Origin of the sequence: Komagataeibacter sp. SM21 (genome assembly GCF_041402665.1) — a bacterium.
Lineage (GTDB): Bacteria > Pseudomonadota > Alphaproteobacteria > Acetobacterales > Acetobacteraceae > Komagataeibacter > Komagataeibacter saccharivorans.
The window spans coordinates 106,410-118,326 of the sequence record NZ_JBGLOV010000003.1 but is presented as its reverse complement, the minus strand read 5'-3'; the positions used below and the strand labels follow the sequence as shown (position 1 = coordinate 118,326).

The following is an 11,917-nucleotide window of genomic DNA, read 5'->3' as shown; positions in this document are numbered from 1 at the left end:
GTTACAATCCGATGTAGGCATCCCGCGCGCGGCTTTCAAGGGGAAGGAAGCACGCGCGGACAGGGATTTCACCCCGCCTGCGCCGGTCCCTTCGACACGACAACCATGGCGGGCCGGAGCAGACGCCCATGCAGCGTCCATGCCGGTGTCCAGGCTTCCATCACCGTGCCCTGCGGGTGTTCGTCGCTGTGCTGTTCCGCCATGGCCTGATGCAGGTTGGCGTCAAAGGGCTTGCCCTTCGCGTCTTCCGCCTTGATGCCATTGCGTTCCAGAATGCCGATAAACGACCGTTCGGTGCTTTCGATACCTTCACGCATGCTGGTCAGGATGCTGTCCTCACCTTCGGTGGGCTGGGGCAGGCTGGCCACCGCGCGCTTCAGGTTCTCGGCCGCCTCGACCACGTCCTTGGCGAATTTCTGCACGGCGTACTGCCGGGCGTCTTCCACTTCGCGCTTGGCGCGGGTGCGCACGTTCTGCATCTCCGCTTCCGCGCGCATCCACTTGTCACGCATTGCGGAGACCTCGGCCTCCAGTTCCGCTATGCGCGGGTTGGATGCACCCTCGGGCTGCGCGGATGTCTCGGCGTGCGCAGCCTGTTCATCCGGTGCGGGGGCGTGGGTGCCGTCGCCGGGTGCGGCATCGGCAAAGGGGTTGGGATCTGTGTTCTCGCTCATGCTCTTACAAGTAGGTAACGACTGGCCGATGGACAAGGCGTTACACGGCGGCAGACATGCCGTTTTTGCGTAACGTCCCTGCCCCGGGCGGGCAGCCGGAATGTGGGTGACATTCCAGTGAAACAGGATACCCGCATCCCCTCATGACATGCGGATACATATAACGCTATGCTGCCCGCGCCTGTCGGGCAAGATGCCCACGGCCATGCCCGGACAGGCAGCCAAGCAAAAAGAGAGCCCCCATGGAGCCAACGAAACAGACAATCGTGCTGGTTGACGATGACAGGAACATCCTGACTTCCGTACAGATGACGCTGGAGGCGGAAGGCTTCATCGTCCAGACCTACACCGATGGCGAAAGCGCGCTGCATGGGCTGCTGTCCCGACCGGCGGACCTTGCGGTGCTGGATATCAAGATGCCCCGCATGGACGGGATGGAGCTGCTCCAGCGCCTGCGCACGCGCTCGCAGCTACCGGTGATCTTCCTGTCATCGAAGGATGAGGAGGTGGACCAGCTCATGGGCCTGCGGCTGGGGGCGGATGACTACATCACCAAGCCATTTTCCCAGCGCCTGCTGCTTGAACGCATCCGCGCGCTGCTGCGCCGCAATGAAGTCAGCCGCAGCGAGGCCGCAGGCATAAGCCCCACCGGCACCATGGTGCGCGGTGCGCTGTCACTGGATGAAACCCGCCACCAGTGCCTGTGGCATGGCCGTGACATCCAGCTTACGGTTACGGAATTCCTGCTGGTCAAGGCCCTTGCGGCGCGCCCCGGCCTGGTCAAGTCGCGCGACCAGCTCATTGACGCCGCGTATGGCGAGAACATTTATGTCGATGACCGGACCATCGACAGCCACATCAAGCGCGTGCGCAAGAAATTCCGGCAGGTGGACGAGGAGTTCAACCAGATCGAGACGCTGTACGGCATTGGCTACCGCTACAAGGAAGAATGATCCAGCCGGATGCCGCATCCTGTCCTATCCTCCCTGCCGTTGCCCGCGCGCCTGCGCCGCCTGATCCCGCGCCGCCGGGGCACGAAAGGCGGCAATGCGGTTGCGGAGTTCATGGAATACCGCACCCGACTGGTGTCACCGCTCATGCGGCGCATCCTGCTGGTCAACACCCTGCCGCTGGGCCTGCTGGCGCTGACCCTGCTGTACCTGACGCAGTTCCAGAACAGCCTGCTGGAAGCGGAGGTCTCGGCACTGCGTGAACAGGCACGCATCTATGCCGGGGCACTGGGGCAGAGCGCCATCATCGTCTCGCACCGCGATGTAACGCTGGAACCCGCGCTGGCCCGCCCGCTGCTGGTGCGCCTGACCGAACCCAGCCCGAGCGCCCATGCCCGCCTGTTCGCGCCCGACGGACACGTGGTGGCCGACAGCCGGGTGGAACAGGCCGACCGCCATGCCGAAAATGGCAGGCCCCCACCACCCGGCGTGGAGGAGGATGAACACCCCCCCTTCCACCCCCCATCGCTCAACATGGGCGAACGGCTTTACAACTGGCTTCTGGCGCAGTTGCCCACCCTGTCGGGTGAGCGGATCATGACGCTGGACACCCCTGATTCCGATCCTTCCATCCAGCCTGTCACGCAGCCCGATGGCACGCGGATCATGGAAATCCCGCCCTATATCCGCCGCAACGCCAACCACCAGCTTATGGTCACGGTTGCCGAGCCGGTGATGCATGACGGACGCACCACCGTCGGCATCATCCAGCTTACGCGTGAGGCGCGGGACGTGGACCGCTCCCTGTTCGCGGTGCGCTCCTCCATCCTGTCGCTGTTCCTCATGGCGCTGGCGCTGACCATCCTGCTGTCATGGTATCTGTCGCTGACCATCGCACGCCCGCTGCTGCGGCTGGCGGCATCGGCCCATACCATGCGTGAATCCGCCAACCGGACCGACATGGTGCCCGACCGGCTGCTTGCCCGCCGTGACGAGATCGGGGAGGTCGCCCGCGCCCTGCAGGACAGCGCCAGCGCGCTATGGGCGCGGATGGACGCGATCGAGCGTTTTGCCGCCGATGTCAGCCATGAGATCAAGAATCCCCTTTCCTCCATCCGGTCGGCCATCGAAAGCCTGCTGCGGATCGAGGACCCCGAACGCCAGCGCCGCCTCATGTCGATCATCAATGACGACGTGCGCCGCCTTGACCGGCTGATTACCGATATTTCGGATGCCAGCCGCGTGGATGCCGAACTGTCCCGCGCCCGCGCCGAACCCGTGGCGATCGTGCCGCTTCTGTCCGTCCTTGCGGAAATACACCAGGCGACACGCCAGCCCGGACAGCCCTATATGGCAGTGGCCAGCAGCGGTGACAGCGTGGGCCAGAGACTGACCGTTCTGGCGGTGGAAGACCGGCTGGTACAGGTGCTGCGCAACCTGATCGGCAACGCCATTTCCTTCTCGCCGCCCGATGGCAAGATCCTGCTCAGCGCCGTCCCGTCAGGCGGCATGATTGAAATCGCGGTCAGTGATGACGGGCCGGGCATCCCGCAGGCCAAGCTGGACAGCATTTTCGACCGTTTTTATTCCGAACGGCCCAGCAGCGAGAATTTCGGCCAGCATTCGGGACTGGGCCTGTCGATCAGCAGGCAGATCATCGAAGCCCTGCGTGGCACCATCAGCGCCGAAAACCGCATGGACGCCGAAGGGCACGTGCTGGGGGCACGTTTCGTAATCTGCCTGCCACGTGTGGAGACGAAAGCCGAGGTCAGCCGACCTCATCCGTAGCGCGGGTGTAGCGCCGGTACCGGAATGGCGGCGGTTCGGCGGGCAGGGTTTCCAGCACCTTCACGATCCGGTCGTGATCCGGCGCACGGCTGCAGACCGGGTCGGTCGCGGCCGCATCCCCCGCCAGCGCCAGCGCCTGACAGCGGCAGCCACCCCAGTCCTTTTCGCGCTGGTCACAGCTACGGCAGGGCTGCGGCATCCAGTCCGTGCCACGGAACATGGTAAACAGCGGGGATTCACGCCAGATCCATGCCAGCGTATCGTGCCGCACATCAGGGAAGGTGACGTTGGGGATCGTTTCCGCCGCATGACACGGCAGCACGCGACCGGAAGGCGAGATGTTGATGAAACGCCGCCCCCATCCCCCCATGCACGGTTTGGGCCGGTCGGCATAATAATCCGGCGTGACGTAATCAATCGTCAGGCGGCCCGCATATTTTACCCGCGCGGCTTCCACCGCCTGCGTTGTCAGTTCAAGCTGGGCAGGCGTAGGCATGAGGGCGTCCCGATTGGCCAGGCCCCAGCCATAATACTGGGTATGGGCGATCTCGACACGGCGTGCGCCCATTTCCACGGCGGCATCGAGCATCTGCGGAACGCGCGCAGCATTTTCGCGGTAAATGACGAAATTCAGCGTCAGGGGCATGCCATCGGCCGCGATCAGCCGGGCGGCTTCCAGCTTGCGGGCCTGCGCGCCCTTCATGCCGCCGACATGTTCGGCATTGGCCGTATCAATGTCCTGAAAGGAAAGCTGGACATGATCCAGCCCTGCTTCCACCAGAACGGGAAAAGTCTTCTCGTTCAGCAGCACGCCGGAGGTGATGAGATTGGTATAAAGCCCAAGCCCCACCGCATGGCGCACCAGTTCGGGCAGGTCAGGGCGGCTCATGGGTTCGCCACCCGAGAAATGGACCTGCAGCACCCCCATTTCCGCCGCCTGATCAAGCACGCTGATCCATTCGGCCGTGGTCAGCTCGTTCCTGCGCGGTTCCAGCGCCAGCGGATTGGAGCAGTACGGGCACTGCAACGGACAGCGATGCGTCAGTTCCGCCAGAAGGCTCATGGGGGAGAGAAGGGTGTCTGTCATGCCACCAGCACCTGCCGGTTAATCAGATCGGTGATCATGACATGGACATCACGCCCGATCACGTCAACGGGGGCGGCGAAGCGGCTGGCCAGTTCCGCCACGATCTGCCCCAGCGTAAGGGTCCCATCAACCAGCTTCAGCACCTCCGCCGCGACGGGATCGGGAATGAAGGCCCGTTCCGGCGCCTGAATGATCCAGCGTTCGCGCACGCGGTCATGCTGTAACCTGACCCCGCGCGCGAAACGGATGATGCTGTCTTCTGCCAGACTGGCGGTCATGCCGCATCCGGGCGGAAGGCGCCGGGGGGAATGCGACCGGGGGTTACATAGGCATATTCCAGCTCATCCAGCATCGACCACAGCACGGCGCATTTGAATTTGAGCGCGTCCAGCACCGCCTTCTGCTGCTCCGGCGTGCGGGCATGTTCCTTCACATAGGCCAGCGCGAAATCGGAATCGCGCGGGGCCTGTGTCAGGCGCGGATGGAAATAGGCCAGCGTTTCGGAGTTCACGAAATCATAATGCTGCAACATCCCCGCGACCCGTTCGCTGATAATGGTGGGCGAGAACAGTTCGGTCAGGGAAGAGGCAATCGCTTCCAGAATGGAGCGGTCACGCACGAATGCGACATAGGCATCCACCGCAAAGCGCGTGGCGGGCAGCAGCCCCTCCAGCGACTCGACATAGGCGCGGTCAAGGCCCAGCCCGTCCGTCAGCTTCAGCCAGCGTGCCACGCCTCCGGTGCCCGGTGCGTCGCCATCATGGTCAACAAGCCTGCGCCGCCATTCGCGCCGCAGTTCCGCCGTGGGCAGGCGCGCAAGCAGCGTCGCATCCTTGGCGGGGATGCTGGCCTGATAATAATAGCGGTTCAGTGCCCATGCCTGCACCTGCGCACGCGTCAGCCTGCCGTCATGCAGCGCCCGGTGGAAGGGGTGCAGGTTATGGTAGCGTTCCGCCCCGATGGCCCGCAGGGCCGCCTCAAGTTCATCGGGGGAAAGCAGGTGTCCGCTCATGCTGTAATCCTCATCCCGTCATGGGAGACTTCCCACCCTGCGGCCTCGACCTGGGCGCGTTCAGGGGAATCCGCCAGAAGGACAGGGTTGGAGTTGTTGATGTGTATGAAAATCCTGCGTTTGATCCCGAGGTCACGCAGGGCGGCGATGGTGCCTTCCATCCCGTCGATGGACATGTGCCCCATGCGGCGGCCAGTCTTTTCACCCAGCCCCGCGCGGATCATCTCATCATCCACCCACAGCGTGCCGTCGAAGAATACCGCATCCGCCCCACGCAGGCGCACCCGCAGGTTATCGGTCATGCGCGCGCAGCCGGGCACGAAACAGACGCGATGCGCGCCGTCCGATATTTCCAGGCCGATCGTTTCCCCATTTTCGCAGATGGCGGCAGGATCAGGCCCGGCCTCGGCATAAAGCGGCACCTTGCCCGGCACCACAAACGGCACGATGGTCAGGCCCGCGGGCGACCCGTCACGCAGGCGCAGGGGCAGCGGCTGGTCAAGCGCCATGGTCTCGCGGGGGACGACCTCGCGGTTCAGGGCTTCAAATATGGGATTGGCATCCAGCATGGCCAGCACTTCGGTCGTGGCCAGCAGGGTAAAGGGCTCACGCTCACGCAGGGTCAGCAGGCCGGTAATGGTATCGACCTCGCCCCCCGTCAGGATCACCCCGGCTATGGGGGTGGAGCGCAGGCCTTCGCGCGGATGCAGCGCGGGGGTCTGGTTTATCTGGGTTCGCAGGTCGGGGGAGGCATTGACCACGAACCAGTGCCTTCCATCCCCACTGATAGCGATGGAAGCCTGTGTGCGGGGCGGGGCTGCTGGATCGCCGGCCCTTGACCGCCTGCAACCGGGAGCGTTTGAATTCCACTGCGGAAATCCACCGCCCGCCGCCGCGCCGAGAACGATAATGTCGATCATGGACGCAGAGTGTAAAAGAAAATCGCCGCCTGTGCGAGACAGGCGGCGACAATCCTTACTTCTTTTCGCCGCACACGTAGCTGTTGATTTCAGCGCCCAGCGGGACTTCAACGATCTTGGGGGTATTCCAGGCCATGGGACTTCTCCATTGATTGCGATGCCAGAAGGCAGAAGCCTTCCCGTCAGGGTATTTGACCCCTGTCCAATACCGCTTTCAACCCTTGTTTCCCGCCATATGCGGCCGGAAAATTCACGTTAGCGTGTACGCTGCGCGCGCCTGCAATCCCTGCGTAGCCGGAATGTGCCAAAAACCTTGGCCCCATCCCCCATATAGGCCCATAAAGGGACGGATTGCCGTACCTGCGTACCCCCGGTACGCCGGTACCTACATATGTACTGCCCCCGCTGTCTGGGCCGCGCCAGCACATGCCAGGACCCGATTGATGCCGCCCGAGACACAACCGCCCCCCGAGCCCCCGCACCCGTCCTATGAGCAGATCCAGCAGCGCCGCGCCATCGAGGTCATGCGCCACAGCCGGATCGACCTGCGCACGGCCTGCCTGCTGCTGCTCAGCGTGCTGGCGGTTTTCTACACGCTGTATTTCGCATCGGCCATTGTCCTGCCGATGATCCTGGCGCTGGTGGTCAACCTGCTGCTTTCGACGCCAATGCGTTTCCTGCATTCCCGGCTGCACCTGCCCAAGCCACTGGCGGCGCTGTGCCTGATCCTGTGCGTGTTCGGCATTGTGGGCGCTGTGGGCACCGCCATTTCCGTGCCCGCCACCGGCTGGCTGGAACGCGCGCCCGAAGCGCTGAACACCCTGCGCGACCGTCTGGCCTTCCTGCGCGGTCCCTTCCAGTTACTGACCAGCGCTTCGGACCGCATCCGCAATTTCATGACAATCGCGGGCAGTCATCTCGACCATGCCACGCCCGCCGATACGACGAACGAGCATGTCATTGTCGTGTCCACACCCGGCGGTGGCGGTCTGGACCGGTTCAGTTCGTCCATCCTGCTGGGCACGCAGGCGTTCATGGGCCAGTTCTTCACCATGATCCTGATGCTGTTCTTCCTGCTTGCGCAGGGGGACAGCCTGCTCCGGCGGTTTGTGGAGATCATGCCCACCTTCGCCGACAAGCGCCGGACCGTGCAGATCGCCTACCAGATCGAACGCAATGTTTCCCTGTATCTGGCCACCATCACCATCATCAACAGCCTGGTCGGGCTGGCGAACATGGCGCAGTGCTGGCTGCTGGGCATGCCCAATGCCCTGCTGTGGGGGGTGATGGCGTTCCTGCTGAACTACATTCCCATCATCGGCCCGATGATGGGCATCATCATCTATTTTCTGGTGGGCCTGTTTGTTTACCCGTCCGTGTGGCAGGCGCTTTTGCCGCCCGCCATCTATCTGTGCATTCACCTGACGGAAGGCGAGACCATAACCCCCATGGTGCTGGCCCGCCGGTTTACCCTCAATCCGGTTCTGGTGATGGCGTCGCTCATGTTCTGGGACTGGCTATGGGGAATTTTCGGGGCGTTCCTGTCCGTGCCCCTGCTGGCGGTCTTCAAGATCATCTGCGACCATGTGGAGATCTTGACCCCGATCGGCCATATCGTGGGTGGCCCTGCGCATACGACGCCGCAGAAACCCCTCTTTTCCGATACGTCGCCCGCCCCTTCCGGCACCGATACGGCGGATAACCTGCCCGGACCGGAGGACTAACCGTTACCGGAAGCCAGCACATCCAGCCGGGAAACCGACAGCAGGGTAATGGCATAACCCTTGCCGACCTCGATCATGCCCTGACTGCGCATCCAGCTTAGCGTGCGGCTGACGGTTTCAATGGTAAGGCCAAGGTAGTCGGCAATATCCCCACGCGTCATGGGCAGGTTGAGCCGGCAGGGACCACCATTGCCAGCGGGCGGCTGACCGATGCGCATCTGGTCAAGCAGGAAACTGGCGACCCGTTCCCGTGCCGTCTTGCGGCCCAGAAGCAGCATCTGGTTCTGGGCCGCGACAAGTTCATTGGATGCCTCTTCCAGCAGGCGACGTTCCAGCTTGGGGAAATCATCCAGCAGTTCGGTCATCTTCTCGCGGGAGAAACGGCAGACACGCACCGTATCGATGGCTTCCGCCCCGAAAGCATAGCTGTCCGATACCGCCAGCCCCAGAAAATGTCCCGGCGCGGCAAACCCGGTGATCTGGCGCCGCCCGTCGGGCAGGGCCTTGAACAGTTTGACGGTGCCTGCTGTCACATTGAAAAAATCGGTGGCGGGGGCGCCTTCCTCGATGAAGCCGCGACCGGGGGGAATGATGGTTTCCACCGCCGCTTCCGCCAGGCGGGAAATGTCCCCTTCATCAATGACGTTACACACGCTGTTGGGGCGGACGGTGCAGGTGGCGCAGAAATCGGTCTGCAGGCCGGAAGAGCCCATCATGATACGCCGTGGCCGCGACTCGAACTGACACGAAGGCATATCCGACATAATTATTCCCAATTACTTTCAGGTGCCTGCGTTCCGGCCACGTGCAACCGGAATCGTCCATGACCCGGAAAATACCGTGGATCATTCGCAATGGACGGCAAGTATGGCCGATGGATTGATGTAAATCAATGCGTTGATCCATGAAATATTCAGTCATCAGACCAAGCATAAATGGAAATTTTCCACCCCCATCCCAAGAAAGATACGACGCGTGCAGGCCGCTCCTCCGCCACTGGTCAGACGACTGGCCCCTGCCGACATTCCTTTGCTGTATCCCCTTGTACGGATGTCGTTTCCACATATCAGCCTGCAGGAATGGGGACGCATCGGACGCAGGCTGTCGCGCCCGGCAAAACATGTGCGCGAAGGGATACTGGTCGCCCATTACGGCACGGCGCGCCCGCCCTGCGCCATGGCGACCTTCCGCCGGGGGTTTGACCTGTATTCAGGCGATACGCTGACGGCGGATTACATCATCACGCTGTCCTATGCCCACAAACAGCAGATCATCGACGCCCTGCTGCCCGCCATGGAAGCGCTGGCCCGTGAACTGGGCTGCACTGCAATCCGTACCTTTTCCTACAGTAACCCGATCACGAACAGGGACATCCCGGTCCCAAAACTGTGTTCAACAAGCCACATTACCGAACGAACAGTGAGGATCGAGCGCAATAAGGAAATAGATCGCCCCCTTTGATTGATTCACATCAAAGCCGAATGTTAGGTGGGCGTGATTTCTGCACAGATCAAATCACATCGAATATTCTTAACACTCTCCGCTGCTACCCAGTTGAGATCAAAATTAAGGTCTGCCCACGATGAAGAACGTTCGTAACCTTGCCCTGTCGGCCGTGCTTGGCGCCGCGGCGCTGACCCCGGTCGCGGTCCATGCGCAGACCGCAGCCCCCACCACCTATGTCAACGCACCGCTGGCGGCCCCTGTCGCACCGGCACAGCCGAAGGGCCGTTGCGGCATCTTCCAGACCTGCGCCAGCACCAAGATCGGTCTGGGCCGTGGCGACTTCATGATCCGCCTGTCCGCCGTGGGCGTGCTGCCGGAAGATCGTGACAGCAAGGTCTGGCTGAACGGCGCGTCCCTGAACGGGACCCGCATCAAGACCACCAATCAGGTCATGCCGGAACTGACGTTCGAATACTTCGTGACCGACAACATCTCGCTGGACCTGATCGCCACCAGCACCCGTCATGAAGTCTCGGCAGAAGGCGGTGCAGTGGGCCGCAAGCTGGATGTGGGCAGCGCATGGGTCCTGCCGCCGACGGTGACGGTGGCGTGGCATTTCCGTCCGCACAAGCGCCTGAATCCGTATGTGGGCGTTGGCGGTACCTTCATGTGGTTCCACAACATGAACGCCAGCGGCGCGCTGGGCGGTGCGGTCAGCAAGCTGAACTCCGGCTTCACGGGTGGCCCGTCCATCAACGCCGGTGTGGATTACCAGCTCGTCGGCAACTGGTTCTTCAACTTCGACGTGAAGCAGATGTTCGTGCGCATGCATGCATGGGCTGAAAACGACAGCGAAAGCGTGAAGATCAAAGCCCACGACTCGCTCGACCCGACCGTCGTTTCCGCTGGTATCGCCTACCGGTTCTAATGACATGAACGCGGCAGACAGCACCCTGCTTTCCCGCTACGGGGGCAATCTGCCGCGTTACACCAGCTACCCCACCGCAGCGCAGTTTTCCGATGCGGTGGGCCCGGTGGACAGTCAGGAATGGCTATCCGCCCTGCCGGCTACGCAGCCGGTCTCCCTTTATCTACATGTTCCTTTCTGCGACACGCTGTGCCGGTTCTGCGGGTGCAATACCGCCGTACTGCGCGATACGGATGCACGGGCGGCCTACGCGGCCCTGCTGCATGAGGAACTGCGCCGGATCCTGAAACTGATCGGCACGGGCCGTCGTGTCACCCACCTGCAATGGGGTGGCGGCACGCCCACCACGCTGCCCGCAGGCGCCATGCGCCGGGTCATGCAGGTCATCCGCCAGAATTTCACGATCACGCCCGATGCCGAAATCAGCATCGAGGTCGATCCCCGTCATCTCCCGCCCGAATATCCCGCCCTGCTGCATGAACTTGGCTTCAATCGCGCCAGCATGGGCGTGCAGGACCTTGACCCACAGGTGCAGGATGCGTGCGGCCGGATACAGAGCTGGGAACAGACCCGCGCCTGTCTGGATGCGCTGCGCAATGCCGGGGTGGCATCCGTCAATATCGACCTGATCTATGGTCTGCCGCGGCAGGACACCGACAGCGTCACCCGCACGGCGCAGGCCGTGGCCACGCTGCGCCCCGACCGGCTGGCCGTATTCGGCTACGCCCATGTGCCATGGAAGCAGAAACGCCAGAACCTGATGCCGGTGGGTGAACTGCCGGATGCGCAGGCCCGTATCGAACAGCGCGCCGCCATCGACGCCGTGCTGCGCCATGATCACTTCCTGCCCGTCGGGCTGGACCATTATGCCAGCCCCGATGACAGCATGGCCCGCGCCATGCGGGCGGGCACGCTGCACCGCAATTTCCAGGGCTATACGGTTGATGGCGCCGCCGCGCTGATCGGGGTAGGGGCGTCGGCCATTTCCTCCCTGCCCGGGGGCATGACACAGAATGCGGTGTCATCCGCCGCCTATGCCCGGCTCATGGCGCAGACAACGGACAGCCTGCCCGTTGTGCGCGGCGTGCGGCTGGAAGATGACGACCGTGTGCGCGCCACGATAATCGAACAGATCATGTGTACCATGCAGGTCGATGTGGACCAGATCATCCTTGACCATGACCTGCCCGCCAGCAGTTTCGATACCGAACTGTCCCGGCTGGCCCCCATGATGCGCGACGGGCTGGTCAGCATGACCGCGCGGCATGTCCGCGTTACCGAAAAGGGGCGTCCCTTCGTGCGCCATGTCGCCGCCGTGTTCGATCGCTACCTGTCGCCGCAGACCACGCCACTCCATGCCAGCGCCCTGTAAGGACGCCTGCCTTCCC

The 11,917-nt window shown here is 62.9% G+C and carries 13 protein-coding genes; 6 read left to right on the top strand and 7 right to left on the bottom strand.

From position 1 onward, the window contains the following. Positions 1-68 precede the first annotated feature (68 nt). Positions 69-674 carry a nucleotide exchange factor GrpE gene (locus ACBR42_RS04490; protein WP_102324970.1) on the bottom strand — a complete coding sequence of 202 codons (606 nt, stop codon included), beginning with the start codon at positions 672-674 and terminating at the stop codon, positions 69-71. 242 nt (positions 675-916) lie between these two features. Between ACBR42_RS04490 and ACBR42_RS04485 the strand changes: the two genes are divergently transcribed. Next, the gene (locus ACBR42_RS04485; RefSeq protein ID WP_102324969.1) at positions 917-1,627 is read left to right on the top strand and encodes a response regulator transcription factor; all 711 of its coding nucleotides are present in this window, start codon (positions 917-919) and stop codon (positions 1,625-1,627) included. Between the two features lie 9 nt (positions 1,628-1,636). Continuing rightward, a complete protein-coding gene (locus tag ACBR42_RS04480; RefSeq protein ID WP_102324968.1) occupies positions 1,637-3,412 on the top strand; it encodes a stimulus-sensing domain-containing protein in 1,776 nt (591 codons plus the stop codon). Here the strand turns inward: ACBR42_RS04480 and pqqE are convergent. From pqqE to pqqA, 5 genes are read right to left on the bottom strand one after another with little or no spacing between them, the layout of a single operon-like run. After that, the gene (pqqE, locus tag ACBR42_RS04475; RefSeq protein WP_110546822.1) at positions 3,393-4,499 is read right to left on the bottom strand and encodes a pyrroloquinoline quinone biosynthesis protein PqqE; all 1,107 of its coding nucleotides are present in this window, start codon (positions 4,497-4,499) and stop codon (positions 3,393-3,395) included. The genes ACBR42_RS04480 and pqqE overlap by 20 nt on opposite strands. Continuing rightward, positions 4,496-4,777 (bottom strand): pyrroloquinoline quinone biosynthesis peptide chaperone PqqD, encoded by a 282-nt coding sequence (gene pqqD, locus ACBR42_RS04470; protein WP_371207362.1) that lies wholly within the window; start codon positions 4,775-4,777, stop codon positions 4,496-4,498. The genes pqqE and pqqD overlap by 4 nt, the downstream gene beginning before the upstream one ends. Then, positions 4,774-5,511 carry a pyrroloquinoline-quinone synthase PqqC gene (pqqC, locus tag ACBR42_RS04465; protein WP_102324965.1) on the bottom strand — a complete coding sequence of 246 codons (738 nt, stop codon included), beginning with the start codon at positions 5,509-5,511 and terminating at the stop codon, positions 4,774-4,776. Before pqqC ends, pqqD begins: the two co-directional genes overlap by 4 nt. Beyond that, positions 5,508-6,431, bottom strand: coding sequence for a pyrroloquinoline quinone biosynthesis protein PqqB (gene pqqB / locus ACBR42_RS04460; RefSeq protein ID WP_371207361.1), 924 nt, complete (start codon positions 6,429-6,431; stop codon positions 5,508-5,510). The genes pqqC and pqqB overlap by 4 nt, the downstream gene beginning before the upstream one ends. Positions 6,432-6,486: 55 nt before the next feature. Then, entirely contained in the window at positions 6,487-6,567 is an 81-nt protein-coding gene (pqqA, locus tag ACBR42_RS04455; protein WP_010508617.1) for a pyrroloquinoline quinone precursor peptide PqqA, read from the bottom strand. 307 nt (positions 6,568-6,874) lie between these two features. Here pqqA and ACBR42_RS04450 point away from each other — a divergent pair, with 307 nt between their 5' ends. Continuing rightward, positions 6,875-8,155 carry an AI-2E family transporter gene (locus ACBR42_RS04450; protein ID WP_174234087.1) on the top strand — a complete coding sequence of 427 codons (1,281 nt, stop codon included), beginning with the start codon at positions 6,875-6,877 and terminating at the stop codon, positions 8,153-8,155. Here the strand turns inward: ACBR42_RS04450 and ACBR42_RS04445 are convergent. Next, positions 8,152-8,919: a Crp/Fnr family transcriptional regulator gene (locus tag ACBR42_RS04445; protein ID WP_110546825.1), complete on the bottom strand. Its 768-nt coding sequence runs from the start codon at positions 8,917-8,919 to the stop codon at positions 8,152-8,154. The genes ACBR42_RS04450 and ACBR42_RS04445 overlap by 4 nt on opposite strands. 286 nt (positions 8,920-9,205) lie before the next feature. Between ACBR42_RS04445 and ACBR42_RS04440 the strand changes: the two genes are divergently transcribed. From ACBR42_RS04440 to hemN, 3 genes are all read left to right on the top strand, one after another. After that, the gene (locus tag ACBR42_RS04440) at positions 9,206-9,616 is read left to right on the top strand and encodes a hypothetical protein (RefSeq protein WP_258373382.1); all 411 of its coding nucleotides are present in this window, start codon (positions 9,206-9,208) and stop codon (positions 9,614-9,616) included. A gap of 121 nt (positions 9,617-9,737) precedes the next feature. After that, complete coding sequence (locus tag ACBR42_RS04435; RefSeq protein ID WP_102324962.1) at positions 9,738-10,529, top strand: OmpW family protein; 792 nt, start codon at positions 9,738-9,740, stop codon at positions 10,527-10,529. 4 nt (positions 10,530-10,533) lie between these two features. Then, entirely contained in the window at positions 10,534-11,901 is a 1,368-nt protein-coding gene (gene hemN / locus ACBR42_RS04430) for an oxygen-independent coproporphyrinogen III oxidase (RefSeq protein WP_371207360.1), read from the top strand. Positions 11,902-11,917 lie beyond the last annotated feature (16 nt).